This window comes from Enterobacter sp. NFIX58 (genome assembly GCF_900110475.1).
Classification (GTDB): Bacteria; Pseudomonadota; Gammaproteobacteria; order Enterobacterales; family Enterobacteriaceae; genus Enterobacter; species Enterobacter quasiroggenkampii.
Genome location: NZ_FODW01000002.1, coordinates 225,975 through 251,320 on the forward strand (window position 1 = coordinate 225,975; position 25,346 = coordinate 251,320).

The window sequence follows — 25,346 nt, forward strand, 5'->3', positions numbered from 1 at the left end:
CCTCAGGAAATCTGTTGCTGTGGACGACGACGATACGCCCAAATCATCATAATGGCACCCGCGACAATCATCGGAATGGAGAGGATCTGCCCCATGCTGATGTACTGTACCCACTCGCCGGTAAACTGTGCGTCCGGCTGGCGGAAGAATTCGACGATGATGCGGAATGCACCGTAGCCAATCAGGAACAGGCCGGAGACAGCCCCCATCGGGCGCGGTTTGCGGATAAACAGGTTGAGGATGATAAACAGCACCACGCCTTCCAGCGCCAGCTCGTACAGCTGAGACATATGGCGCGGCAGCACGCCGTAGGTATCGAAAATGGACTGCCACTCAGGATGCGACGGCAGCAGCGCCATGTCTTCCGCGCGCGAGCCCGGGAACAGCATAGTAAAGGAAACGCTCGGGTCGACGCGGCCCCACAGCTCACCGTTGATGAAGTTGCCCAGACGGCCCGCCCCGAGACCAAACGGGATTAGCGGCGCGATAAAATCGGACACCTGGAAGAAGTTGCGTTTGGTGCGTTTGGCAAAAATCACCATCACCAGGATCACCCCAATCAGGCCGCCGTGGAAGGACATGCCGCCGTCCCAGACGCGGAACAGATAGAGCGGATCGTTCAGGAATACCGGGAAGTTATAGAACAATACGTACCCAATACGGCCACCGAGGAACACGCCGAGGAAGCCCGCATACAGCAGGCTTTCAACTTCGTTTTTGGTCCAGCCGCTGCCAGGACGGCTGGCGCGACGACCCGCGAGCCACATGGCAAAAATGAAGCCCACCAGGTACATCAGACCGTACCAGTGAAGCGAAACAGGTCCTACTGAGAAAATGACCGGATCAAACTCCGGAAAATGCAGATAACCACTGTTCATCTGTCACCACAAGATGTTGTTATTCCGCTGAAAGTGGACAGCGGTAGAAATGCGATTCTGCCGTAAGCAGAGGCTCCAAAGTTGCGAATCATAGCACAAGGCGGGCCCGGAGGATGCGCCAGAGATGTAAAAGATGTGTATAGGGTTTTATGTACGCTGGTGCCCTCACCTCGCCCCTCTCCCTGTGGGAGAGGGAGAAAGGCTTTAGCGGCCGCCGCGGATCAGACCGCCCATACCGCGTCGTTCCATAAACGCCGCGACCTGATGACGGACCTCCGCTGCCAGCTGCGCCTCAAGGCTGCGTTCTGCCAGCTCGCGGGCATCATCGATGTCGATATGCCGCAACAGGTATTTCACGCGAGCAACAGCGCGACCGTTCATCGACAGATGGCGGTATCCCAGACCAATCAGGATCGCAACGCACATGGAATCCCCGGCCATTTCACCACACAGGCGTAAATCAATGCCGTACTGCTCCGCTTCTCGGGCAATCATCGCTAAGGCGCGAATAATCGCCGGATGCAGGCTATCGTAGATACTGGCGACGCGGGTATTGTTACGGTCGACGGCCAGAATATATTGCGTCAGGTCGTTGGTGCCGACAGAGATAAAATCAACGCGGTTTGCCAGCTGCGGCAGCATAAAGACCATCGAAGGCACTTCCAGCATGACCCCAATCCGCGGTTTTGGGATCGCATAGCCGATCATCTCTTCCACTTCACGGCCAGCACGTTCGATCAGTCGCCGGGACTCGTCGATCTCATCGATGCTGGTGACCATCGGCAGCAGGATGCTGAGATTGCCCGTCGCCGCGTTAGCGCGCAGCATCGCGCGCACCTGGATCAGGAAGATCTCCGGCTGATCGAGCGTAATGCGGATCCCACGCCAGCCCAGGCACGGGTTTTCTTCGCTGATCGGCATATAGGGCAGCTGTTTATCCGCCCCGACGTCCAGGGTTCGCAGGGTGACTGGTTTGTCGTTAAACATCTGCAGCATGCCCTGATACTGCGCCACCTGCTCCTCTTCAGAGGGGAAACCGCTCTGCAGCATGAACGGGATTTCAGTACGGTACAGGCCAATCCCGTCGATGCGGCTGCCCAGCTTCTCTTCGTGCTCGGGGCTTAAACCGGCGTTGAGCATGACTTTGATCCGCTCACCGCTCTTAAGCTGGGCGGGCAGGTTAACGTCATCTTCCGCCAGCTTGCTTAATTCATTCTCTTCGCTGATAAGACGCTGGTATTCCTGGAGCAGAACCGGCTCAGGATCGACCAGCAGCTCACCGCGATAGCCGTCGACCACCAGCGTACGTCGGTGCAGCACCGACGGCTGAATGTCCGCCCCCATAACGGTAGGGATGCCCAGCGCGCGCACCATAATAGCGGCGTGTGAGTTGGCGGCACCATCGCGCACCACCACACCGGCCAGCCTGTCCTGCGGCAGTTCAGCCAGCGTCGTTGCCGAAAGTTCGTCGGCGACCAGAACAAACCGTTTTGGCCAGGCATTCGGGCCCTGAATGGTGTCATCAAGATGGAACAGCAGGCGCTGCCCCAGAGCGCGCAGATCCCCTGCCCGCTCTTTCAGGTAACCGTCGGTCAGCGCCGCAAACTGGTCGGCAAATTTTTCGATGACCTTCTTAACCGCCCACTCTGCGACCGAGCCTTTATCCACTTCCGCAAAAAGCTCACGACGCAGACGCGCATCGGAAAGCAGGTGCGAATAGAGGTCGAAGATGGCCGCCGTCTCTTTTTGCGCGCCTGCGGCAAAACGCTTGCTGTAACGACGAAATTCATTCGCCGCCTCTTCCAGCGCGGCGGTGAGACGCTCGCGCTCAAGCGCTTCATCAAGCGTTGAGGCTTCGTAAACCTGCTCCATTAACGGCAGCGTGGCGTCCATCCAGCCTTCAGCGATCGCCACACCTGGCGATGCCGGAAGGGCACGAATGCGCGTATGGCGATACTGACCAAAGAGCGCGGCAAGCTGAGACTGAGAGAGGATCGCCGCCATCTGCGTGGCCAGCGTGACGAGGAAAGACTCCTCGCTTTCGTCGTACTGACGTAGCTCACGCTGCTGGACAACCAGCACGCCGAGCAACTGGCGACGCTGGATAATCGGCACGCCAAGGAAAGCGCGGAAGCGCTCTTCTTTTACGGAGGGGATGTATTTAAAGCTGGGGTGTTTTTGCGCGTCAGCAAGGTTAATGGGTTCAGCCAGTCGCCCAACCAGACCCACGATACCTTCATCAAATGCGAGCGTAACGGTGCGTCCACGTGGTTTTTTCAAACCACGGGTCGCCATCAGGTAATAGCAGCGCCGATCGTGGTCGGCCAGATACACCGAACAGACCTCGGTCTCCATCGCAAGACAGATGTCGGTGACCAGAATATTCAACGCCTCGTTCAGACGCGGCGCGCTGGCCACCTTCTCGACTATTTCTCGCAAGCGGGTGAGCATGATTTGCGTAGCTTAACCTCTTTTACGTCGCCAGGCAGGTGCGCTCTGCGGCTTAGGCGGGATCTCCTGAAGCTGCATCACCACACTTGCAAACTCTTTCATCACCCTACGGTAAACATCGCGCTTAAATGACACGACCTGACGAACAGGATACCAATAGCTCACCCAGCGCCAGCCATCAAACTCCGGCGTACTGCTGGTTTGCATATTGATGTCTGAATCGTTGCCCACCAACTGCAACAGAAACCACTTCTGTTTCTGGCCGATACAAACCGGCTTTGTGTCCCAACGCACCAAACGTTTCGGTAACTTGTAACGCAACCAGTTGCGGGTCGAAGCCAGGATGCGAACATCTTTTCGGCTCAAACCGACCTCTTCAAAAAGCTCCCGGTACATCGCTTGTTCTGGGGACTCTCCCGGATTGATCCCGCCTTGCGGGAACTGCCAGGAGTGTTGACCATATCGACGGGCCCACATCACCTGGCCCTGACGATTACAAATTACTATTCCTACGTTCGGGCGGTAGCCATCGTCATCAATCACCGGACTACCCCAAACTAAACCTTATATATGAATGATTGTTTCACACTACAGGGAGGCGGTAAACCACTCTCTTACAGGCCTGCAACCTAATAACAATTGAATAACTCACAAATAAGTGCTGAGTTATAAACAGATGAGCGACAGCGAAGGGAATTTTATTCACCTTTTCTGTGGATATAGTTGTGAAGAAGTGTCTGATTACCGATGAACAACCTCAACAACCGCCGCACACCCTCTTTTGCTCGCATTCATTAAAATGATTATATTCATAGAGTTAGATGCATTTACGTAAACAAAAAACTGAATAGCGTGACGATCGTCACACCAGGGATCGTCGTGCTGATGAAAGATCGAACAGCGTCGGTTTTATCCACAGATTGTGCCAATAAGTTAGTCACAATTTGTGTGAAAATTCGATTTTCATCGCACGTCAAGGCTGTAAATGGAAACAGTAGTCAGGGTTATGCCCAGTTATCCCATTTTTCTGTGGATAACATGGTGTAAGATCCTGTTCATTGTCAGTGACCAGATTTGAACAACCGCTTTTTCCACCCAGGCGAAACGATTTCAGACCAATAAAAAAACCTATAAATCATAGAGATGTCATATTGGTACAGAAAAAGTTAAACTCTATCCACAGGGGACAATTTCTTCGTTTATTTTTTAATCAAAAGGTTACCGTCATGCATCCGCTTACACCCTTGGGCTCACCACCGTCCAGCGAGAGCCAGTTGCTACTGCAGGCACAGCGTCTGGCCGGTTTTTCGCTTGGCGAGCTGGCAGCAATGGCCGGGCTTCCGATCCCGAAGGATCTGAAACGGGATAAAGGCTGGATCGGCATGCTGCTGGAGCTGTGGCTGGGTGCCAGCGCAGGGAGCAAACCTGAGCAAGATTTTGCAGCCCTTGGCGTGGAGCTAAAAACCATTCCTGTTGACCGTCAGGGCAAGCCGCTTGAGACCACCTTTGTCTGCGTTGCGCCATTAACCGGCAATACCGGCGTAACGTGGGAAACCAGCCACGTTCGTCACAAGCTGAAGCGCGTATTGTGGGTACCGGTTGAGGGTGAACGTCAGATTCCCCTGGCCGACCGTCGCGTTGGCGCGCCGCTGCTCTGGAGCCCGGACGAGAATGAGGAGCATCAGCTGCGTCTGGACTGGGAGGAGCTGATGGACATGATTGTTCTTGGGCAGGTTGAGCGCATCACCGCCCGACACGGAGAGGTATTACAGCTGCGCCCAAAAGCCGCCAACAGTAAAGCCCTTACCGAGGCGATCGGCGCGCAGGGTGAGCCGATACTGACGTTGCCGCGCGGTTTTTATCTCAAAAAGAATTTCACCGGCGCACTACTCGCACGTCATTTCCTGTTGAAAACATAGTTTTTTACTTATTTTGAGAGCTCTCAAACATAATCGACTGCTTTTTAAGATTTTACCGCTTCCTCAACTCGCCATATCGGGTTAATACTAGATTATGATTTGATACAAGCCAGATGAGGACGATAACGATGAAAAAATGGGCAGTATTAGTGTCAGCAGTCGGTTTAGCGTTTGCCGTATCGGGCTGTAGCAGCGATTACGTCATGGCGACAAAAGATGGTCGAATGATCCTGACCGACGGTAAACCCGAAGTCGACGATGATACCGGTCTGGTCAGCTACCGCGACCAGGAAGGTAATAAAATGCAGATCAATCGCGACGAAGTATCGCAAATTATCGAGCGATAATCAGAGAGAGGTCAGTCGCTTGCTGGCCTTTTTGATTTTTTTCTTCCCCTTTTGCTTCCCCTCTGCCATGTTTATATTCCTTTGTCGGGTACGCCCTGACGCGGTTTATATGTCTACTGAGGAAGCCGGCTATGCATTATCACCGTATCCCCCACAGCGCTCTGGAAATTAGCCAACTGGGGTTGGGCACGATGACATTTGGTGAACAAAACAGCGAAGCCGATGCCCATGCACAACTCGATTATGCCGTCAGCCAGGGCATTAACCTGATTGATGTCGCAGAGATGTACCCTGTTCCGCCACGTCCTGAGACGCAGGGACTTACCGAAACCTACGTCGGTAACTGGCTGGCAAAACGCGGCAACCGTGAAAAGCTGGTGATTGCCTCCAAAGTCAGCGGCCCCGCGCGCAACAACGATACCGGGATCCGCCCGAACCAGATCCTCGATCGCAAAAATATCCGCGCCGCGCTGGACGCCAGCCTCAAGCGCCTGCAAACCGACTATCTCGACCTGTACCAGGTACACTGGCCGCAGCGGCCAACCAACTGCTTTGGCAAGCTCGGGTACAGCTGGAATGAGAGCGCCCCCGCGGTGACGCTGCTGGAAACGCTGGAAGCGCTGACCGAATGCCAGCGTGCGGGGAAAATACGCTACATTGGCGTGTCTAACGAAACGGCCTTTGGAGTCATGCGCTATCTGCACCTGGCGGATAAGCACGATCTGCCGCGTATCGTGACTATTCAGAATCCGTACAGCCTGCTTAACCGCAGCTATGAAGTGGGTCTGGCCGAAGTGACGCAGTATGAAGAAGTGGAACTGCTTGCTTACTCCTGCCTCGGCTTCGGCACCCTGACGGGGAAATACCTGAACGGCGCGAAACCGGCCGGGGCGCGTAACACCCTCTTTAGCCGCTTTACCCGCTACAGCGGCGAGCAGACGCAGAAAGCCGTTGCCGCTTATGTGGATATCGCGAAGCGTCACGGTCTTGACCCTGCGCAGATGGCGCTGGCCTTCGTGCGTCGTCAGCCGTTTGTTGCCAGTACCCTGCTGGGCGCAACCACGATGGAACAGCTGAAAACCAATATTGAGAGTTTCCACCTGAACCTGAGTGAAGAGGTGTTAGCGGAGATTGAAGCGGTGCATCAGGTTTATACTTATCCTGCACCATAGCCTGACGCTTTTGCCCGGTGGCGCTACGCTTACCGGGCCTACAGGTGCTCAAACCCAGGCCGGGTAAGGCGAAGCCGTCACCCGGCTATATATCAACGGCGACGTTGCCAGAGCCATAATGCAGCAATCGCAATCGCAAACAGCCCGCCAAACCCGACGCCAATCCCCACCACCGGCACACCCACTTTTACCGCCAGCGAGTAAAGCCCCAGCATTAACAGCATCGCCAGGTTTTCACCCAGGTTTTGTACCGCAATGGCATTCCCCGCCCCGACGGTCTGCTTGCCCCGTTCCTGCAGTAACGCATTCAGCGGCACCACGAAGAAGCCCCCCAGAATACCAATCAGGATGAGGAGGGCATACGCGGGCAATAACGCATGCTGCAGCGAGAAGATAAGCACCACGACGCCAATCAGGATCCCTGCGGGCATGCAGCGTGCGACCGTCTCCAGCGTGACCAGCTTCGCCGCCGCGCCCGCCCCAACCACAATGCCGATGGCCACCATCGCATTAAGATAGGTTGGCGTCGCATTATCAGTAATGCCCAGCGCCACGGGCACCCACAGAACCAGCAGGAAGCGCAGGGTGACGCCCGCGCCCCAGAACATGCTGGTCCCCATCAGGGAGAAACGCGTTTCACCGTTACGCCACAGCACGCGGCAGGCGGTAAAGAAACTGCCGGTCATCGGTTTAAATCGCCAGGATTGACCCGGGCGAGCCGCAGGCAGCTTCGGAATAAACAGGTTCGCCACGACCGCCCCGCCATACACCACCGCACACACGCCCAGTGCCGCCAGCACATGCCAGTCGGCCAGCACGCCGCCCGCAACGGAGCCAATCAGGATAGCGGCAATAGTAGATGACTCCATCAGACCATTGGCTTTGACCAGCTTATCCCCGGTGGTCAGCTCTCCGAGGATACCGTACTTCGCCGGGGAGTAGGCGGCGGCGCCAATGCCCACCAGCGTGTAGCCAATAAACGGATTGAAGCCAAAGCAAATGCTGGCCGCCCCCAGCAGCTTGAGACCGTTGGCAAACATCATCACCCGGCCTTTCGGGAAACTGTCCGCCACCTGCCCCACAAATGGAGCAAAAATAATGTAAGCGCCCACAAACACCATCTGCAGGATCGGCTGACTCCAGTCGGGGTAAAACTCGGCTTTCAGCAGCGCCAGCGTGGCAAACAGCAGCGCGTTATCGCCGAACGCAGAGAGAAACTGCGCGGCAATGACGGCCATCATGCCTTTCGACCTGAGTGAAGTGTTAGTGTGTACTGACTCACGCATTTTGCTGTTCCGCCTCTTCAACCATGCCTTTCAGGGTCACGAAATCTGGCTTCCCGCTGCCCAGTACCGGGAGCTGTTTCAGGTAGCGAATATCGCGCGGCACGGCCAGTTCAGGAATACCGTGTTCACGCGCATAGCTCAGTAACCTGTCGCGCTTAAGCTCACCGTCGGTCGTAAACAGCACCAGCGCCTCGCCTTTGCTGGCATCGCTCTTAACCACCGTGGCGTGCATCTTCTCGGCGGACACGGCCGTCGCCAGTTGCTCCACCATTTCCAGAGAGACCATTTCGCCGGCAATTTTGGCGAAGCGTTTCGCGCGTCCCTGAATCTGTACAAAGCCCTGTTCATCGAAACGGACGATATCCCCGGTGTCGTACCAGCCGGTTTCAACCTCGCCGTTGACGTTTTCCGCCGTCGGCGCTTCCAGCACGCCCGGATTTTCCACGCGCAGATACCCGTTCATCACGTTTGGCCCTTTCAGCTGCAGGCGGCCACCGTCCTCAATGCCCGGCACCGCCAGCAGACGCGCGTCCATCCCCGGCAGAATTCGGCCAACCGTGCCCGGTTTCGCCGCCATCGGCACGTTAATCGAGACCACGGGCGCACACTCGGTAACGCCATAGCCTTCGAGAATGCGCAGACCAAACTTGTCCTGCCAGATCTGGCGCGTGCTCTCCTGCAGTTTTTCCGCGCCAGCCACCACATACCGCACACGATAAAAATCATACGGATTGGCAAAGCGCGCATAGTTCCCCAGGAAGGTTGAGGTCCCGAACAGAACGGTACAGTTACGGTCATACACCAGCTCCGGCACAATGCGGTAATGCAGCGGGCTCGGGTAGAGGAACACTTCTGCGCCGGTCAGGAGCGGCGTGAACAGCCCCACCGTCAGGCCAAAGGAGTGGAACAGCGGCAGCGCCGACATAAAGCGGTCGTTCGCGGTAAAGTCGGCGATGCTTTTAATCTGCTCAACGTTCGCCAGAATGCTCTTGTGGCTGTGGACGACGCCTTTCGGGTTGCCCTCTGAGCCTGACGTGAAGAGGATAATGGCGTCATCTTCCGGCTGCTGTTTGACTTGCGCCAGACGCGGCACCAGCAGATGCGCAAATATCCACAGCTTGTCGCCGGTGGTCACGTCCGCTTTCAGATCCTCCAGGAAGACCCAGCGCACCTGGGTGAGCTGCTCGGGAAGGTGCCAGAGTTTGCCTTTGTCCAGAAACTGACGGGAGGTAAAGACGGTATTAATCTGAGCGGCAGTAATGGCGCTGGTCAGCCCCTTCACGCCCGCCGTGTAGTTCATCATCGCCGGGATCCGGCCCCGGGAAACCGCGCCGAAAATCACCGCCGCGCTGATGCCCGCGTTAGGCAGCATCAGGCCAATCTTTTCGCCCTTTTTGCTGTACTTCTCCAGAATACGGCCCACAAACAGGGTCTTGGTCAGCAGTTTGCGATAGGTATCCGGGGTAAAGTTGATGTCTTCGATGCAGTTTTTCTTCGCGCCATAGCGGTACTGCGCGGAAAGCAGGGATTCGTACAGCGTTTCGCGCGGTCGCACGGCCATACGCGCTTCCATCATAATCTGATGCAGCATTTCCCCGGCGATTTTACGGCGATCGCGGGCACGCGGCGCGTCGGGCATCGGTAACGACGTTGGCGGCAGGATATGCAGCGTGATTTTGGGGAACAGACGCTGCTTCACCAGCCCCTTGAGACGGCTGAAATGGGTCAGCTCCGCGCCTTCAATACGCAGCGGCACCACGGTCGCTTTTGACTTCGCCGCGACAAACCCCGCGCCGTCGTATATTTTCATCAGCGAACCGGTCACGGAGATACGCCCTTCCGGGAAAATGACCACCGGGCGCCCCTGCTCGACCAGGCGTACCAGATGTTTAATCATCATCGGTTTTGTCGGGTCGAGCGGGACAAAATCAATCAACGGCGTGAGCCAGCGCATGTACCACTGCTGGCTGATGGAGGTATACACCGCAAACACCGGGCGCACGGGCAAAAACAGCGCCAGCAGAATGCCGTCTATAAAGGAAACATGGTTTGGTGTGATGAGAACGCGTTCGCCGCGAAGCGCCCGGGCATCGCCGGTGATGCGGATGCGAAACAGAATACGGAAAAGCGTACGGAAGAACCCAAATAGCATCTCAACTCCCTTTGCCAGCCAGTGTGGAGGGTCGATAGTAAATGGTGGCAGATTACACGAGAAGTGGTAAGGGAGCGACAGCAAAAGTGGAGGCGAAAAAAAACCTGCGCATCCGCGCAGGTTGGTGCAAGAGATGAGTACGAAACCGTACTAAGAATTCTCACCAATCAATACCTCTGGGATCTCAACTGTATCAACCTCTTTAACACCCTTGCTATCGGACAATCGCAACAGCCTGAGGCAAAGTGTAACTAAAGGTTCAGATTCACATTCTTCAGACATGACTGGGCGTGTAACGATTACACCGCCAGGGGTGTGCTGCGTCACGTTTGTGGAGCGCGAAAATCCGCTCCCCTTGAATGCACGCCGCTTTTCCGCAACACTATTTGGTGTGTAAACGCTTACCCCCAATAAGAAGGTAATGAATGGCGACAATAAAGGATGTGGCCCGTCTGGCAGGCGTGTCGGTGGCAACCGTCTCGCGCGTAATTAATGATTCACCAAAAGCCAGTGACGCATCACGTCAGGCGGTACAAAGCGCCATGGAATCCCTGAATTATCATCCCAATGCCAATGCCCGCGCGCTCGCCCAGCAGTCGACAGAAACCATCGGGCTGGTGGTGGGGGATGTTTCCGATCCCTTTTTCGGCGCCATGGTGAAAGCGGTTGAACAGGTTTCTTATCAGACAGGCAATTTTTTGCTGATCGGCAATGGCTATCATAACGAACAAAAGGAACGCCAGGCCATTGAACAGCTGATCCGCCACCGCTGTGCGGCGCTGGTGGTTCACGCCAAAATGATCCCGGATGCCGAACTGATTCATCTGATGAAGCAGATGCCGGGCATGGTGATTATCAACCGTATCATTCCCGGTTTTGAGAAACGCTGTGTGGCCCTCGACGACCGCTACGGCGCCTGGCTTGCCACGCGGCACCTGATTCAGCAGGGCCATACCCGAATTGGTTATCTCTGTTCCAATCACCCGATTTCCGATGCGGAGGATCGCCTGCAGGGCTACTACGACGCCCTGCGTGAAAACGGGCTGCCGTGTAATGACCGTCTGGTGGCCTACGGCGAACCGGATGAGAGCGGCGGAGAACAGGCCATGACCGAGCTGCTGGGTCGCGGAAGGAATTTCACGGCGGTTGCCAGCTATAACGACTCCATGGCCGCAGGGGCGATGGGGGTGTTGAATGACAACGGGATTGAGGTACCGGCCGAAATTTCGCTGATTGGCTTCGACGACGTGCTGGTCTCCCGCTACGTTCGCCCGCGGCTGACTACCGTGCGCTACCCTATCATCACCATGGCAACGCAGGCCGCCGAGCTGGCACTCGCGCTGGCTGAACAGCGTCAGCCGCCGGAAATAACGCATCTGTTTAGCCCGACGCTGGTCCGTCGTCACTCCGTTGCGTCACCTGCAGAAGCGCAGAGCGAATAACGGTAGAGGTGAACCCGCGTGTTGGGGTATTCCAGCCCATCACCGATATACTGCCAGCCGTAACGTTCGTAGAAGTCGCGGCAGGCAGACCAGAGATGGAGCTCCTCATACCCGAACTGCGCGGCGTAAGCGATAACATGCCGCTGAAGTTCTCCCGCCAGCCCCTTGCCTCGCGCCGCGTCGTCAACGTACAGCGCCGCCAGCCACGGACAGAGATCCTGTCGGGTGATCAAATCGCAGCGCCAGAGCCCCACCGTACCAAGAAGCTTTTCGTCCTCAACGGCAATAAACGTCAACGGTAATGCCCCCGGCGTCTGGCTGTGCTCAACAATACTGTGGAAAAATTCCCGGGGAAGCCCTTCGCCAAAGGCCTGCCAGATCCAGTCGGTAACCTGCTCAGCATACTGCGGTGCATCGTAGAGCGGGAGGATAACTGTCTTTTTCACGTTTCACCTGCGTATTCTCATTAATGGGCTGGCCTGACGTCTCCAGCTCGATTGGCGATTATTTTACCAGAGTCAGACTATTTAGTTTGACTTCAGGCAGGCCTGACGAATCGTTACCAAAAAGCGTGATCGTGGCGGAATTTTTGCGCTTCCCGCATCGCTTATACGGCGTAAGCTCTGTGTTAAACTGCAGATCATTACGTGGAAGCAGGAATGTAGAATGGCAACAATGCTGGATGTCTCACTGCGCGCGGGCGTGTCGAAGGCCACGGTATCGCGCGTGCTGAACGGCACGGGTCAGGTTAAAGAGAGTACGCGTCAGCAGGTGTTTGCTGCGATGGAAGAGCTGGGCTATCGGCCGAACTTTCTCGCACGCTCGCTGGCTAACCAGACCAGCAACAGCATTGGTCTGGTCGTCTCGACCTTCGACGGCTTTTACTTTGGCCGCCTTCTCCAGCAGGCGTCGCGGCAGACTGAAACCCACGGGAAACAGCTGATCGTCACCGACGGTCACGACGCGCCGGAACAGGAAGAACAGGCGGTGCAGATGCTGGCCGATCGCCAGTGCGATGCCATCGTGCTTTATACGCGCTATATGAGCGAAAAAGCGATCATCAAACTGATGAACTCGGTAAAAACACCGCTGGTGGTCATTAACCGTGAAGTGAGCCAGGCGCCGGATCGCTGCGTGTTCTTCGAACAGCAGGATGCCGCATTTAAGGCTGTGGATTATCTGATCGAACAGGGTCATCGGGAGATCGCCTGTATCACCGTCCCGATCCATACCCCAACCGGGAAAGCGAGGCTGATGGGCTATCGCAAGGCGCTGGAAAAGCACGGCATCCGTCTGGACGAGCGTCGGATTAAGTACGGCGATGCGGGAATGACCGGGGGATATGAGCTGTGCAAGGAATTGATTGCCGACGGTGTATCGTTTAGCGCCCTGTTTGCCTGTAACGACGACATGGCGCTGGGCGCGTCCAAAGCGTTGCACCAGGCGGGGCTTAAAATCCCGCAGGATATTTCACTGTTCGGCTTTGACGATGCCCCAAGCGCGAAATGGCTGGAGCCTGCGCTCTCATCGGTTTATCTGCCCATCGACAATATGATTGTCACCGCCATCGATCAGGCGATCCGGCTGGCAAGAAACCAGCCGGTCGATGCCATCCCGCCGTTTACCGGCACGCTGGTCTTACGCGATTCGGTCACCACCGGGCCCTACTTTACTCAGATGAGTTCTAAAGCCAGCAGTTCCTGAATGGTCTGGCGACGGCGGATCAGCCGCGCCTTGCCGTTATCAAACAGCACTTCCGGCAGCAGCGGGCGGCTATTGTAGTTAGAGGACATAGACGCCCCGTACGCGCCGGTGTCGTGCAGCACAAGGTAATCCCCCGGCTTGACCTCTGGCAGCGCGCGGGTCTCCACTTTGCCGCCTTCCTGCTGGGTAAACACGTCACCCGATTCGCACAGCGGCCCCGCAACGACCGTCTCAACGCGCGGCGCCTGCGTTAAATCACGGCCGTCGGCAGCCAGGGCGGTAATGTGGTGATAGCTACCGTACATGGACGGACGCATCAGGTCGTTAAAGCCCGCGTCAATCAGTACGAAGTGGCGAGACCCCATCTCCTTCACGCTGCGCACCTGCGAAACCAGCACACCGGCTTCCGCCACCAGGAAACGGCCCGGCTCAATTTCCAGTTTTACCGCGTGGCCAAGATGCGCGGCGATTTGATCGCGCGCGGCGCTCCACAGACCGTAATAGTGATCGGTATCGATCGCCTCTTCCCCTTCGCGATAAGGAATGGAGAGACCGCCGCCCGCAGAGATCGCCTCCAGATCCTGACCGAAGTCGACAACCTGACGCACCATCGCGCCGCACACCTGCTCCAGGTGGCCGTAATCCACCCCTGATCCAATGTGCATATGAATCCCCACCAGCTTCAGGCTGTAGCGTTGTAATACCTCCAGCGCGGCAGGCATATCGGCATACCAGATCCCGTGCTTGCTGTTTTCGCCTCCGGTATTGGTTTTTTGGCTGTGGCCATGACCAAAGCCCGGGTTCACGCGCAGCCAGACGCGATGGCCGGGAGAAACCTGACCCAGCTGCTCCAGCATATCCACAGAACCGGCATTCACCGGGATCTGCAGCTCGTGAACGCGCGCCAGCGTCGCATCGTCGATCACATCGGCGGTAAAGACGATCGCGTCGCTGTCGGCTTTCGGATCGTATCCGGCCGCCAGCGCGCGCTCGATTTCGCCGAGTGAAACGGAGTCCACCTTCACGCCCTGCTCGCGCATCAGGCGCAGAATATGAATATTGGAGCAGGCCTTCTGGGCAAAACGCACCACGTCGAACTGATGCAGGGCGGCGATCTTCTCGCGGACGATCTGCGCGTCGTAGACCCACACCGGGCAGCCAAACTCGGCAGGCAGGCGCAGCAGGTTGTCGGCATTCAAATCGGTATCAGTCTGGTTCAGCGGGCGTGGCATGGTCTTCTCCGGATAAATGCGTTTTGATGATTACGCCACAGCGCAAAGAGAATAAAAAATATCGTTTTATCGCGAGTCTATGCAAAAATGATATGGACAGTTCTCTGCTTTCAGGTGCCCTATGCCCGCCGTCAATTTACGCCATATCGAGATTTTCCACGCCGTGATGACCACCGGTAATCTCACCGAAGCCGCACAGATGCTGCATACCTCGCAGCCGACGGTAAGCCGCGAGCTGGCCCGCTTCGAGAAAGTGCTGGGGCTGAAGCTGTTCGAACGCACGCGGGGCAGGCTTCACCCGACGGTACAGGGGTTACGTCTGTTTGAGGAAGTCCAGCGCTCCTGGTACGGGCTGGACAGAATAGTGAGTGCCGCGGAAAGCCTGCGCGAGTTTCGCCAGGGCGAGCTGTCGATTGTCTGCCTGCCCGTCTTCTCGCAATCCTTTTTGCCGATGCTGCTCCAGCCCTTTCTGGCCCGCTATCCGGAGGTCAGCCTCACCATCGTGCCGCAGGAGTCTCCCCTGCTTGAAGAGTGGCTTTCGGCTCAGCGTCATGATTTAGGGATAACCGAGACCCTCTCCTCCCCAGCGGGCACGGCGCGCACGGAGTTGCTCTCATTAGATGAAGTGTGCGTTCTGCCCGCCGGACATCGGCTTGCCGGTAAGGCGGTACTCACGCCGGAAGATTTCCATGGGGAAAACTATATTAGCCTGTCGCAGACCGACAGTTATCGACAGCTGCTGGATACCCTGTTTGCCGAGCATCAGGTAAAACGGCGAATGGTGGTAGAAACGCACAGCGCGGCCTCGATTTGTGCGATGGTGCGCGCAGGCGTCGGCGTCGCGGTGGTGAATCCGCTTACGGCGCTGGACTATGCGGAAAGTGGAATTGTTGTGCGTCGGTTTAGCGTCTCGGTTCCTTTTACCGTGAGCCTAATCCGCCCATTGCATCGCCCGGCGTCGGCGCTGGTGGAGGCGTTCAGTGAGCATCTGCAAGGAGGGCTAAGTATGTTGACCGACCGGCTGAATAAGATGTTGAATCAGACGCCCCACTAAACAGCGGGCGCCTGAACACTCAGTTAAAACGTTTCGCAATAGCCGCTACACGCTCGCCGAATTTCACCGCGGTTTGCAGATCGCCGCTGGCAATGGCGCCAGCATCAGCATCTGAAGGAGACTGCACCAGTAAACCAACAGAACCGCCCAGATTATTAATGTCCTGACGGGTAGCGGCAAGCGTATTTGACGGCGGTAGCCCCAGACTCACCCAAATCCCACCGTGTTGAGAGGCCAGCGTTTGCAGGTATTGTAACGACACCTGCTTATCACCGTTCAGGCTGGCGCTGTTGCTGAAGCCCGCGAACACTTTGTCCTGCCAGCTACGCACGAACCAGGCTTTAGAGGTCGCATCAGCGAATTTCTTAAACTGCCACGGTACGCTTCCCATGTAGGTTGGCGCGCCAAAAATAATCGCTTTAGCATCGTTGAGTTTTTGCCAGTCGCTTTCCTGAATATCGCCATTGCTGTCAATGGCGATCAGCTCAGCCTGCGCGCCCTCGGCGACTGTTTCTGCAACGCGTTTAGTATGACCGTAGCCAGAATAATAGATAACTACAACGCTCATGATTTATCTCCTGATGCAATATTGCCTTGTGAGTCAAACGATTAAGACGATTTTAAAATTGCTCTGCGAGCCCGTTGCCATTTTCGGTTCCCTGGTATCAAATAGAAACCTTACGTCGTTTTATACACGCAAATATTCACGGGCGTAAGAAGGCACTTTTATCTCACCTGGTTACCTCGAGGGAACCACCATGACCCCTACAGCAGTATTGAAAAAGGAGATGCCTCCTTACAACGTGTTCGATGAGCGCTGCCCGACACGCGGCGTGCTGACGCGTATCGCCGATAAGTGGGCACTGTTAATCCTTGCGCGCCTTGAGAATGGACCGATGCGCTTTAATCATCTTCAACGCGATATTCAGCGAATCACCAAAAAGGTGCTGACCCAGTCTTTACGCAAGCTGGAACGAGATGGGCTGGTGTCGCGAAAGATATTCGCCACGGTACCTGTCACAGTCGAGTACAGCCTGACACCGCTTGGCCAGACGTTAACTGAAACGGTGACGGTGCTGGCGCACTGGGTGGAAAATAATATTGATGCTATTGTGGCGGCACAATCCGCTTATGACGCCGCCAACACGTAACCAGAACCGGACGCTCAGGACAACATAAACGCCACGGCATCCGCAGCATGGATAGCGGTGGTATCAAATACCGGGAGAGGGCTTCGCTCAACGGGTACCAGTAAACCGATCTCCGTGCAGCCAAAGATCACCCCTTCGGCCCCCTGCTGCGCGAGTTTCTCGATGACGCTGACATAGAAGGCGCGGGAGGTTTCACTGAAGGTTCCAAGGCAGAGCTCGTCAAAGATAATCTGATTGATGCGCGCCCGGTCTTCTTCTTCCGGGATCAGACTTTCGATCCCAAACTCGCTGTGTAAGCGCCCGCGGTAGAAATCCTGCTCCATGGTGTAGCGTGTGCCCAGCAGCGCTACGCGGCGCATCCCGGATGCCGCAATTGCACGCCCGGTCGCGTCAGCGATATGCAGGAACGGCAGCGAGCAGCGGTTCTCAATATGCGACGCCACCTTGTGCATGGTATTGGTACACAGCACTACCCCCTCGGCGCCGGCCCGCTCAAGCCCGAGCGCCGCCTGGGCCAGGATCTCCCCGGCTTTATCCCACTCGCCGCTCGACTGGCAGGCTTCGATTTCATGGAAATCCACGCTGTGCAGGAGCAGGCTTGCGGAGTGCAGACCACCCAGACGCTGCTTCACCCCTTCGTTAATCAGGCGATAATAAGGGATTGTCGATTCCCAGCTCATTCCACCTAACAGGCCGATCGTTTTCATCATCCCTCCTTTTCGTTGATTTCTTCTTTTAACATAACCGATGCCAATAAAAAAAGGCGCTCTGTTCAGCGCCTTGTTAAACCAATATCGGTTATCGCCTGCATACGCTGGAATACGTAGACAGGCAATACGATCACACGCCGATGTTCCGCAGCTTCTCCCCGGCCATCAGCTTGCGCTCGATGTGTTCCAGCGTCACGCCTTTAGTCTCCGGGATCAGCCAGAACGTGATGCCAATAAACGCCACGTTCAGCACCGTATAGAGCCAGAACGTTCCCGCTGCGCCAATCGCGTCCAGCAGCGTCAGGAAAGTCGCACCGATGATCATGTTCGATACCCAGTTGGTGGTCGTGGAGCAGGTGATGCCAAAGTCACGGCATTTAAGCGGCTGGATTTCGGAGCACAGGATCCACACTACGGGCGCGGCGCTCATCGCGTAGCCTGCGATACACATCATGGTCATCCCGACAGAAAGCCAGGAAAGTCCGCTGGAGGCCGTGCCGTTATCAAACTGCATCAGGCAGTAGCCGAGGATCAGCGTGCCGAGCGCCATCACGCTGAAGCCAATTTTGAGCGCCGGTTTGCGGCCCGCCTTGTCCACGGTGAATACGGCAATAAAGGTGGCGAACATGAAGGTCAGCCCGACCACCAGGGTGGCGATCATCTGCTGTTCCGTGGTGGTGAACCCGGCCATTTTGAATATGCGCGGCGCGTAGTACATGATGATGTTCATGCCGGTGAACTGCTGCATCGCCTGCAGCAGCATGCCGAGGAAGACCGCCCGGCGCACGTTGCGGTTGATTTTAAACAGCGCCCAGCCCCCCTGCTTGAGCTTCAGGCTTTCGCGGATCTCGTTCAGCTCTTCGCGGGCTTTTTCGGAGGTATCGCGCAGCATGCGCAGCACCTCTTCTGCCTCCACGTGGCGCCCTTTTTGCGCCAGCCAGCGCGGGCTGTTCGGCAGGAAAATCACTAAGACAATCAGCACCACCGCTGGCAGCGCCAGCACGCCAAGCATTGCGCGCCAGTTGCCGCTGTAGCTGAAGTACGTGTCAGAAAGGAACGCCAGCACAATACCCAGCGTGACCATCAGCTGATACATGCTGATCATCTTCCCGCGCACGTTCTCACTCGCCATTTCGGAGAGATAAAGCGGTGCCGTATAGGAGGCAATCCCCACCGCCACGCCCAGCAGTACGCGGGAAAGCAGCAGAACCTCAACGTTTGCGGCAAACGCGGAGCCAATGGAGCCGGCGACAAACAGAATCGCCCCGGCCATCAGGCTGTATTTGCGCCCCAGACGAAACGAGAGCCAGCCGTTGAACAGCGCGCCGATGGCCGCGCCCAGCATCATGCTGCTCACCACCCACTCCTGCAGGCGGCTGCTCAGGGTAAAGTGATCGGTAATAAACGGTAATGCACCGGCAATGACGCCAATATCCAGTCCAAATAACAGGCCCGCCACGGCAGCGGCAATGGAGACAAACTGATTCATGCGCCGGGTATCGCGCAGCGCAGCGGGCATTAGGGTAGAGTCATTTATAGATGTCATATTTTTCCTGCCTCAACAGCAAAATTCGTTAAATGAAATTACGAGATAGTGAAGAAAAGTGTCAGGCGGGAATTCGTGAAGATATGGATTATTTCGCTATGGCATCACGATCTGTGATGGACATTACAATTTCAACTAATGCTGAAATCACACCGTTTTTTATTAATTACCTAATATTTAAGCAATAAAACTGTGATACGCGTCATTTATGAATTTTCAGTATGGATTTTTCATCTTATGTCATATGGATAATGGCAATTTTTAGCCAAAAAAAAACCTCCACCCGAGGGCAGAGGTTCGTCATGCAGGTGGAATTAACGTGCCAGCCAGCCGCCATCAACCGCCACGGTGTAGCCGTTGATATAGTCCGATGCCGACGAGGCCAGAAAGACCACCGGCCCCATCAGATCGCGCGGAAGCCCCCAGCGCCCCGCCGGAATGCGGTCGAGGATTTCCGCGCTGCGCTGCTCGTCTGAACGCAGCTGCTGGGTGTTGTTGGTCGCCATGTAACCCGGCGCAATGGCATTCACATTAATATTATGCTTCGCCCATTCGTTCGCCAGCAGGCGGGTCACGCCCATCACGGCGCTTTTAGACGCGGTGTAAGACGGCACGCGGATACCGCCCTGGAACGAGAGCATGGAGGCAATATTCACGATCTTGCCGCCGTTCCCCTGCGCGATAAAGTGCTTTGCCGCCGCCTGGGACATGAAAAATACGCTCTTGATGTTCAAATCCATCACGTCATCCCAGTCGCGTTCACTGAAGTTGATCGCATCTTCACGGCGAATCAGCCCGGCGTTGTTGACCAAAATGTCGATATGGCCGAATTCCGCCACCGCGCGATCCAGCAGTTCAGGAATGGCATCGATTTTACGCAGGTCGGCGGTCAGGCTCAGGAAACGGCGACCCAGCGCCGTCACGCGTTCGATGGTTTCCGTCGGTTCAACGATATTAATCCCGACGATATCGCAGCCCGCTTCCGCCAGGCCTAACGCCATCCCCTGACCCAGCCCGGTGTCACATCCGGAAACCACCGCCACTTTCCCCTGCAGAGAGAATGCATCCAGAATCATGTTTATTCCTTACTCTTTCAGAGCCTGTCACTCACAGGCAGGTTTACGCTTCACCGCCCGCGACTAGCGCAGATCGCTGACCGCAACATGGTCCATATCATCAAAGACCTGGTTTTCGCCCACCATTCCCCAGATAAAGGTGTAGGCTTTTGTCCCAACGCCGGAGTGAATAGACCAGCTCGGCGAAATCACCGCCTGCTCGTTGTGCATCACGATATGGCGCGTTTCCTGCGGCTGTCCCATCATGTGGAACACGCAGGCGTCCTCATCCATGTTGAAGTAGAAGTAGACTTCCATCCGGCGCTCGTGGGTATGGCACGGCATGGTGTTCCACAGATTCCCTGGCGCAAGCTCGGTCAACCCCATGCTGAGCTGACAGGTCTCCAGCACGTCCGGCACGAAATATTTATTGATGGTGCGGCGGTTGCTGGTGAGGTTGTCGCCCAGCGTCACGGGCGCGACGTCTGCCGTGGTCACTTTTTTGGTTGGACAGGTGGTGTGAGCCGGCGCGCAGTTGTAGTAAAACTTCGCAGGCTTGCTGGCATCGATGCTGGCAAAGACCACGTCTTTCGCCCCTTTACCTACGTACAGTGCCTCGCGATGGCCAATCTCATAGCACTGTCCGTCTACGGTGATGGTGCCCGGTCCGCCAATGTTAATCACCCCCAGCTCGCGACGCTCGAGGAAATAATTCACGCCCAGCTGTTTACCGACCTCGCCGCCCACGGAGACGGTTTTCGTTACGGGCATAATGCCGCCCACAATAATGCGGTCGATATGGCTGTAAACCATGGTGTACCTGTCGGCCTCGAATATCTGCTCGACTAAAAATGCCTTGCGCAGCCCCTGAGTATCCAGCGTTTTGGCGTGCGCGCTGTGGATGCTTTCTCTGACGTCCACGGTAACCTCCAGATGTGGTCATGCCCGAAGGCGGGAAGTAAAACGAAACAGCGTTCCGTTTTTCATAATAAGCACATACTATCGGCATAAAGTGAGCTTTTCAATTACATTTAAAACAACGTTTCATTTTTTATTTTTGTTTATAACGGAAATGATGTTCGGATCACAATTAAACCGACGGGAGAAAAAGGGCACAAAAAAACCTCCCGGAGGAGGTCTTTTCAATAAGGAAAGGTTAGCGTTCGATGGCCAGCGCCACCCCTTGCCCGCCGCCGATACAGAGCGTGGCAATCCCTTTGCGGGCATTGCGCTTTTTCATTTCGTGGACCAGCGAAACCAGGATCCGGCAGCCGGACGCCCCAATCGGGTGCCCCAGCGCGATCGCCCCACCGTTCACGTTAACCCGCAGCGGATCCCACTCCAGCATTTTTCCGACGGAGATCGCCTGCGCAGCATAGGCTTCGTTCACTTCGATCAGATCCACATCAGAAAGCTGCCACCCCGCACGCTCCAGACAGCGACGGGTGGCGTAGACCGGCGCGATCCCCATTAGCGCAGGATCAACCCCCACGCTGGCGAATGCCTTAATGCGGGCCAGCACGGGAAGATCGAGTTCGAGGGCTTTGCTTTCGCTCATCATCATGACGGCGGCAGCGCCGTCGTTAATGGAAGAGGCATTTCCTGCCGTCACCGAGCCCTGCATTTCAAAAGCAGGATTCAGCCTGGCCAGCCCTTCAGCGCTGGCGTCGGTGCGCGGCTGTTCATCGGTATCCACAACCATCACCTCGCCGTTCTGACGCAGCGCGCTGACCGGGACAATTTCGTCGCGAAAACGACCGGAATCAATCGCCGCACGCGCTTTTTGCTGCGAGCTCAGCGCATAGGCGTCCTGCACCTCACGGCTGATACCGTACTCGCGCGCCAGATTTTCCGCCGTCACGCCCATATGATAATCGTTGAAGGCATCCCACAGCCCGTCATGCACCAGGCTGTCGAGCAACTGACTGTTGCCCAGCTGTGCGCCGGTGCGGCTGTCGGTCAACACGTGCGGCGCGCGGCTCATATTCTCCTGCCCGCCCGCAATGATCACGTCCGCCTCACCACACTGAATGGCCTGCGTCGCGAGATGCAGCGCTTTTAACCCTGAACCACAGACGTCGTTAATGGTGATAGCGGAGACGGTATTGGGCAGCCCGCCCTTCAGCGCCGCCTGACGCGCAGGGTTTTGCCCGGCACCGGCCGTGAGGACCTGTCCCAGAATCACCTCGTCAACTTCATGTGCTGCGATCCCGCTACGTTCCACGAGCGCTTTCACCACCACGCTCCCCAGGTCAACCGCCGAGTGACGCGCAAGCGCTCCCTGAAAACAGCCGATAGCTGTACGCAACGCACCCACTATTACGACATCTTTCATCACGACCTCTGTGTTAAATGACATGACGATAGTAGAGGATTGTTACTGGTAATTATCTTAATTGTTTAAAAATAGTGAGTTTAATCACAAGGATCAGCGTGCATCCTGCAGATACTGCCGCAGCCAGCTTCCGGCAACGCCGGGAGGGGATCGCTTATTCCACAGCAGATCGATGCCGATCGCCCGCGGCCAGCCGGGAACATTGAGCTGTACCAGGGATTTCGCGGCGGCAAACTCATCCACCAGCGCGCACGGCAAGACGCACCAGCCAAATCCCTGTACCGCCATACTCAAGAGTAACAGGTAATTCGGGGCTGACCAGACGGGCCCGCGCGCGATCTCCGCCTCGCGCTCAAGATAGGTGCTCAGCCGCAGCTCTCGCCAGCCGTGCAGCTCGTCACGCTGAACGTCATGTTGTCCGGCGAGCGGATGCGTGGTCGCGACATAGATCGCCATGCGGGTCTGCATCGGCAGCCGGATAGCGCCGATATCCGTAGGATAACCGTCTCGCGCCTCGGTGAGGCCAATCTGCGCGCGCTCCTTTTGCAGCAGATCGATCACGTCCTCCTCCTCGCCAATCAGACATTCGAATTCCGTATGGGGAAAGCGCGCGTCAAACTGTTTCATCATCTCTTCCAGCACGTCCGGGTTGAGGGTATCAGAAAGGACAAACGTCAGACGCGCCTCCGTTTGCGCCGATAGCGACACCGCCAGCTCATCCAGCCGCGTGCTGGCGGCGAGTATAGCCTGCACATAGCCCAGCACCTGTTCTCCCTGGGCCGTTAACACCGGCTGGCGTGCCGAGCGGTCAAACAGCTCGAAGCCCAGATCGGCTTCAAGATGGGCTATGGACGTGCTGACCGTCGACTGGCTTTTACGCAGCCGGCGTGCGGCCGCAGAGAAAGAGCCTGCCGCAACGGTCTCGACAAACGCGGTAAGGGCTTCGGGTGAATAGCGCATAACCTATCTACTTTAGCGATGGATACTATCTTTAATATATCAGCTTTAGCGATGAAAATAGGCCACATCAACGCCCATACCGGCGAATTAACGAGGTCTATCGCTATGCAACATCAGGATGCACTCCAACGTAAACTGCCGGAGCGGATCTTTCATGCTGTCTGTTTTGAAGGGATCGCGACGGCGATCCTCGCCCCTACGGCGGCGTGGCTCATGCAGCGTTCCGTGGTGGAAATGGGTGGGTTGACCATTATTTTGGCGACCACCGCCATGCTGTGGAACATTATTTATAACTTCGGCTTCGACCGTTTCTGGCCCGTTCAGCGCGTCAAACGTACGGCAAAAGTGCGTGCGCTGCATGCGCTGGGTTTCGAATGCGGGTTTATTGTGATTGGCGTGTCGATTGTCGCCGCCGTACTGGGCGTCACCCTGCTGCAGGCATTCACACTGGAAATAGGTTTCTTCCTGTTCTTCCTGCCGTACACCATGTTCTATAACTGGGCGTACGATTGCCTCCGCGAGAAATTTCTTAAGCGCCGCCAGCAACGACGCGCCCTGGCAGGCTAAACGCCTTCTGGCCGGACGTCCGTTCCGGCCAAACGCCTTCGAAGCAACTGCGCTCTCCGTGCATAACTATGGTAAATTGCACTCCATTCTGATGGTTTGATAGTTGATACGTTGCTCTAATGTCGAAAATTTGGTCAAAAGATGAGACTCTCTGGAGTTTCGCTCTCTACGGCACGGCCGTGGGCGCAGGAACGCTCTTCCTGCCCATTCAGCTGGGCTCCGCAGGCGCAATCGTCCTGTTTATTACCGCCCTCGTGGCCTATCCCTTAACCTACTGGCCGCACAAAGCGCTGGCGCAATTTATCCTCTCGTCGAAAACGAAAGGCAACGAAGGGATCACCGGCGCCGTTTCGCACTATTACGGCCGGAAGATCGGCAACCTGATCACCACGCTCTATTTCATCGCCTTCTTTGTGGTGGTGCAGATTTATGCGGTGGCCATCACCAACTCGTTAACCGAGCAGCTGGGAAAACACCTGACGGTGGATACCGCCGTTCGCGTGCTGGTCAGCCTGGGCGTGGTGCTGGTCCTGAATCTGATCTTCCTGATGGGACGGCATATCACGATAAAAGTGATGGGCTTCCTGGTGTTTCCGCTGATTGCCTATTTCCTGTTTGTCTCGCTCTATCTGATCGGCAGCTGGCAGCCCTCGCTGCTGACCAGCCAGATGGCCGTCGATCGCCACACGCTGCACCAGGTCTGGATTTCGATTCCGGTGATGGTATTTGCGTTCAGCCATACCCCGATTATCTCCACGTTTGCCGTTGACCGTCGCGAGAAATTTGGCGACGGCGCCATGGATAAATGCAAGAAAATCATGAAGGTGGCGTACTTGATTATCTGCCTGAGCGTGCTGTTCTTTGTCTTCAGCTGCCTGCTCTCTATTCCGCCGTCGTACATCGTGGCCGCCAAAGAGGAAGGGGTGACGATCCTGTCCGCGCTGTCGATGATGCCCTCTTCACCGGCGTGGCTGGGAATTTCCGGGATTGTCGTGGCGATAATTGCGATGTCGAAATCGTTCCTCGGCACCTATTTTGGGGTGATTGAAGGGGCGACGGAGATCGTGAAGTCGTCGCTGAATCAGGTGGGAGTGAAAAAGAGCCGTGCCTTTAACCGCGCGATTTCCATTATGGGGGTGTCGTTAATCACCTTTGCCGTCTGCTGCATTAACCCTAACGCCATTTCGATGATTTACGCCATCAGCGGCCCGCTTATCGCCATGATCCTGTTTATCATGCCGACGCTGTCGACGTATCTGATCCCCTCCCTGAAACCGTACCGCTCCATTGGCAACCTGCTGACGCTGATCGTCGGGGTGCTGTGCGTGTCGGTAATGTTCGTCGGCTAACCCCTCTTTGATGCCCGGCGCTCTGCCGGGCATGTC

Annotated in this window: 23 protein-coding genes; 9 read left to right on the forward strand and 14 right to left on the reverse strand. The window is 56.2% G+C overall.

All coding sequences use genetic code 11. The annotated features are described in order from the left end of the window. Positions 1-2: 2 nt before the first annotated feature. The 3 genes from lgt to rppH form a co-directional block, all read right to left on the reverse strand. Positions 3-878, reverse strand: coding sequence for a prolipoprotein diacylglyceryl transferase (lgt, locus tag BMW97_RS10680; protein ID WP_045909889.1), 876 nt, complete (start codon positions 876-878; stop codon positions 3-5). A 204-nt stretch (positions 879-1,082) separates the two neighbouring features. Beyond that, on the reverse strand, positions 1,083-3,329 hold the full coding sequence (gene ptsP / locus BMW97_RS10685; protein ID WP_032643187.1) for a phosphoenolpyruvate--protein phosphotransferase: 2,247 nt from the start codon (positions 3,327-3,329) through the stop codon (positions 1,083-1,085). Positions 3,330-3,341: 12 nt separating this feature from the next. Next, complete coding sequence (gene rppH / locus BMW97_RS10690) at positions 3,342-3,872, reverse strand: RNA pyrophosphohydrolase (protein ID WP_013098553.1); 531 nt, start codon at positions 3,870-3,872, stop codon at positions 3,342-3,344. Between the two features lie 683 nt (positions 3,873-4,555). Here rppH and mutH point away from each other — a divergent pair. The 3 genes from mutH (at position 4,556) to BMW97_RS10705 (ending at position 6,767) form a co-directional block, all read left to right on the forward strand. Then, positions 4,556-5,248 carry a DNA mismatch repair endonuclease MutH gene (mutH, locus tag BMW97_RS10695; RefSeq protein WP_045909890.1) on the forward strand — a complete coding sequence of 231 codons (693 nt, stop codon included), beginning with the start codon at positions 4,556-4,558 and terminating at the stop codon, positions 5,246-5,248. Positions 5,249-5,376: 128 nt separating this feature from the next. After that, complete coding sequence (locus BMW97_RS10700) at positions 5,377-5,595, forward strand: YgdI/YgdR family lipoprotein (RefSeq protein WP_008499668.1); 219 nt, start codon at positions 5,377-5,379, stop codon at positions 5,593-5,595. A 131-nt stretch (positions 5,596-5,726) separates the two neighbouring features. Then, entirely contained in the window at positions 5,727-6,767 is a 1,041-nt protein-coding gene (locus tag BMW97_RS10705) for an NADP(H)-dependent aldo-keto reductase (protein WP_023309049.1), read from the forward strand. Between the two features lie 92 nt (positions 6,768-6,859). Here the strand turns inward: BMW97_RS10705 and lplT are convergent, their stop codons facing one another. Together lplT and aas are read right to left on the reverse strand one after the other, a co-directional pair. After that, positions 6,860-8,053 carry a lysophospholipid transporter LplT gene (gene lplT, locus BMW97_RS10710; RefSeq protein WP_045909891.1) on the reverse strand — a complete coding sequence of 398 codons (1,194 nt, stop codon included), beginning with the start codon at positions 8,051-8,053 and terminating at the stop codon, positions 6,860-6,862. Next, on the reverse strand, positions 8,046-10,205 hold the full coding sequence (aas, locus tag BMW97_RS10715; RefSeq protein ID WP_045909892.1) for a bifunctional acyl-ACP--phospholipid O-acyltransferase/long-chain-fatty-acid--ACP ligase: 2,160 nt from the start codon (positions 10,203-10,205) through the stop codon (positions 8,046-8,048). Before aas ends, lplT begins: the two co-directional genes overlap by 8 nt. Before the next feature lie 425 nt (positions 10,206-10,630). On the opposite strand from aas, the gene galR reads away from it, so the two are divergent. Next, on the forward strand, positions 10,631-11,647 hold the full coding sequence (galR, locus tag BMW97_RS10720; RefSeq protein ID WP_021242019.1) for an HTH-type transcriptional regulator GalR: 1,017 nt from the start codon (positions 10,631-10,633) through the stop codon (positions 11,645-11,647). On the opposite strand, the gene BMW97_RS10725 is transcribed toward galR, so the two are convergent. Beyond that, the gene (locus BMW97_RS10725) at positions 11,608-12,093 is read right to left on the reverse strand and encodes a GNAT family N-acetyltransferase (protein ID WP_045909893.1); all 486 of its coding nucleotides are present in this window, start codon (positions 12,091-12,093) and stop codon (positions 11,608-11,610) included. The genes galR and BMW97_RS10725 overlap by 40 nt on opposite strands. A 220-nt stretch (positions 12,094-12,313) precedes the next feature. Here BMW97_RS10725 and BMW97_RS10730 point away from each other — a divergent pair, with 220 nt between their 5' ends. Next, positions 12,314-13,351, forward strand: a complete 1,038-nt coding sequence (locus tag BMW97_RS10730; RefSeq protein WP_045909894.1) for a LacI family DNA-binding transcriptional regulator — start codon at positions 12,314-12,316, stop codon at positions 13,349-13,351. On the opposite strand, the gene lysA is transcribed toward BMW97_RS10730, so the two are convergent. Further along, the gene (gene lysA, locus BMW97_RS10735; protein WP_045909895.1) at positions 13,321-14,583 is read right to left on the reverse strand and encodes a diaminopimelate decarboxylase; all 1,263 of its coding nucleotides are present in this window, start codon (positions 14,581-14,583) and stop codon (positions 13,321-13,323) included. The two genes, BMW97_RS10730 and lysA, sit on opposite strands and share 31 nt — an antisense overlap. 121 nt (positions 14,584-14,704) lie before the next feature. Between lysA and BMW97_RS10740 the strand changes: the two genes are divergently transcribed. Continuing rightward, positions 14,705-15,637 carry a LysR family transcriptional regulator gene (locus tag BMW97_RS10740; protein ID WP_069720001.1) on the forward strand — a complete coding sequence of 311 codons (933 nt, stop codon included), beginning with the start codon at positions 14,705-14,707 and terminating at the stop codon, positions 15,635-15,637. Between the two features lie 19 nt (positions 15,638-15,656). Here the strand turns inward: BMW97_RS10740 and BMW97_RS10745 are convergent, their stop codons facing one another. Next, the gene (locus tag BMW97_RS10745; protein ID WP_173647440.1) at positions 15,657-16,208 is read right to left on the reverse strand and encodes a flavodoxin family protein; all 552 of its coding nucleotides are present in this window, start codon (positions 16,206-16,208) and stop codon (positions 15,657-15,659) included. Positions 16,209-16,395: 187 nt separating this feature from the next. On the opposite strand from BMW97_RS10745, the gene BMW97_RS10750 reads away from it, so the two are divergent. Next, positions 16,396-16,788, forward strand: coding sequence for a winged helix-turn-helix transcriptional regulator (locus BMW97_RS10750; protein ID WP_074180413.1), 393 nt, complete (start codon positions 16,396-16,398; stop codon positions 16,786-16,788). A 14-nt stretch (positions 16,789-16,802) separates the two neighbouring features. On the opposite strand, the gene BMW97_RS10755 is transcribed toward BMW97_RS10750, so the two are convergent. From BMW97_RS10755 to BMW97_RS10780, 6 genes are all read right to left on the reverse strand, one after another. Continuing rightward, positions 16,803-17,495 carry an aspartate/glutamate racemase gene (locus BMW97_RS10755; RefSeq protein ID WP_045909899.1) on the reverse strand — a complete coding sequence of 231 codons (693 nt, stop codon included), beginning with the start codon at positions 17,493-17,495 and terminating at the stop codon, positions 16,803-16,805. Positions 17,496-17,628: 133 nt separating this feature from the next. Continuing rightward, the gene (locus BMW97_RS10760) at positions 17,629-19,044 is read right to left on the reverse strand and encodes an arabinose-proton symporter AraE (RefSeq protein WP_045909900.1); all 1,416 of its coding nucleotides are present in this window, start codon (positions 19,042-19,044) and stop codon (positions 17,629-17,631) included. A 314-nt stretch (positions 19,045-19,358) separates the two neighbouring features. Continuing rightward, positions 19,359-20,120, reverse strand: a complete 762-nt coding sequence (kduD, locus tag BMW97_RS10765; RefSeq protein ID WP_045909901.1) for a 2-dehydro-3-deoxy-D-gluconate 5-dehydrogenase KduD — start codon at positions 20,118-20,120, stop codon at positions 19,359-19,361. A gap of 63 nt (positions 20,121-20,183) precedes the next feature. After that, the gene (kduI, locus tag BMW97_RS10770) at positions 20,184-21,020 is read right to left on the reverse strand and encodes a 5-dehydro-4-deoxy-D-glucuronate isomerase (RefSeq protein WP_045909902.1); all 837 of its coding nucleotides are present in this window, start codon (positions 21,018-21,020) and stop codon (positions 20,184-20,186) included. Between the two features lie 235 nt (positions 21,021-21,255). After that, positions 21,256-22,434 (reverse strand): acetyl-CoA C-acetyltransferase, encoded by a 1,179-nt coding sequence (locus tag BMW97_RS10775; protein WP_045415627.1) that lies wholly within the window; start codon positions 22,432-22,434, stop codon positions 21,256-21,258. A 93-nt stretch (positions 22,435-22,527) separates the two neighbouring features. Next, positions 22,528-23,394, reverse strand: coding sequence for a LysR family transcriptional regulator (locus BMW97_RS10780; RefSeq protein ID WP_045909903.1), 867 nt, complete (start codon positions 23,392-23,394; stop codon positions 22,528-22,530). 105 nt (positions 23,395-23,499) lie between these two features. On the opposite strand from BMW97_RS10780, the gene BMW97_RS10785 reads away from it, so the two are divergent. Further along, complete coding sequence (locus BMW97_RS10785; RefSeq protein WP_023333288.1) at positions 23,500-23,961, forward strand: multidrug/biocide efflux PACE transporter; 462 nt, start codon at positions 23,500-23,502, stop codon at positions 23,959-23,961. 119 nt (positions 23,962-24,080) lie between these two features. Next, entirely contained in the window at positions 24,081-25,310 is a 1,230-nt protein-coding gene (locus BMW97_RS10790) for an amino acid permease (protein WP_045909904.1), read from the forward strand. Positions 25,311-25,346 lie beyond the last annotated feature (36 nt).

Bases quoted from the DNA above. Each gene is read 5' to 3' on its own strand.
- lgt (WP_045909889.1), bottom strand. From the start codon at position 878: ATGAACAGTGGTTATCTGCATTTTCCGGAGTTTGATCCGGTCATTTTC.
- ptsP (WP_032643187.1), bottom strand. From the start codon at position 3,329: ATGCTCACCCGCTTGCGAGAAATAGTCGAGAAGGTGGCCAGCGCGCCG.
- mutH (WP_045909890.1), top strand. From the start codon at position 4,556: ATGCATCCGCTTACACCCTTGGGCTCACCACCGTCCAGCGAGAGCCAG.
- BMW97_RS10700 (WP_008499668.1), top strand. From the start codon at position 5,377: ATGAAAAAATGGGCAGTATTAGTGTCAGCAGTCGGTTTAGCGTTTGCC.
- BMW97_RS10705 (WP_023309049.1), top strand. From the start codon at position 5,727: ATGCATTATCACCGTATCCCCCACAGCGCTCTGGAAATTAGCCAACTG.
- lplT (WP_045909891.1), bottom strand. From the start codon at position 8,053: ATGCGTGAGTCAGTACACACTAACACTTCACTCAGGTCGAAAGGCATG.
- aas (WP_045909892.1), bottom strand. From the start codon at position 10,205: ATGCTATTTGGGTTCTTCCGTACGCTTTTCCGTATTCTGTTTCGCATC.
- galR (WP_021242019.1), top strand. From the start codon at position 10,631: ATGGCGACAATAAAGGATGTGGCCCGTCTGGCAGGCGTGTCGGTGGCA.
- BMW97_RS10730 (WP_045909894.1), top strand. From the start codon at position 12,314: ATGGCAACAATGCTGGATGTCTCACTGCGCGCGGGCGTGTCGAAGGCC.
- lysA (WP_045909895.1), bottom strand. From the start codon at position 14,583: ATGCCACGCCCGCTGAACCAGACTGATACCGATTTGAATGCCGACAAC.
- BMW97_RS10740 (WP_069720001.1), top strand. From the start codon at position 14,705: ATGCCCGCCGTCAATTTACGCCATATCGAGATTTTCCACGCCGTGATG.
- BMW97_RS10750 (WP_074180413.1), top strand. From the start codon at position 16,396: ATGACCCCTACAGCAGTATTGAAAAAGGAGATGCCTCCTTACAACGTG.
- BMW97_RS10755 (WP_045909899.1), bottom strand. From the start codon at position 17,495: ATGAAAACGATCGGCCTGTTAGGTGGAATGAGCTGGGAATCGACAATC.
- BMW97_RS10760 (WP_045909900.1), bottom strand. From the start codon at position 19,044: ATGACATCTATAAATGACTCTACCCTAATGCCCGCTGCGCTGCGCGAT.
- kduD (WP_045909901.1), bottom strand. From the start codon at position 20,120: ATGATTCTGGATGCATTCTCTCTGCAGGGGAAAGTGGCGGTGGTTTCC.
- BMW97_RS10775 (WP_045415627.1), bottom strand. From the start codon at position 22,434: ATGAAAGATGTCGTAATAGTGGGTGCGTTGCGTACAGCTATCGGCTGT.
- BMW97_RS10780 (WP_045909903.1), bottom strand. From the start codon at position 23,394: ATGCGCTATTCACCCGAAGCCCTTACCGCGTTTGTCGAGACCGTTGCG.
- BMW97_RS10785 (WP_023333288.1), top strand. From the start codon at position 23,500: ATGCAACATCAGGATGCACTCCAACGTAAACTGCCGGAGCGGATCTTT.
- BMW97_RS10790 (WP_045909904.1), top strand. From the start codon at position 24,081: ATGTCGAAAATTTGGTCAAAAGATGAGACTCTCTGGAGTTTCGCTCTC.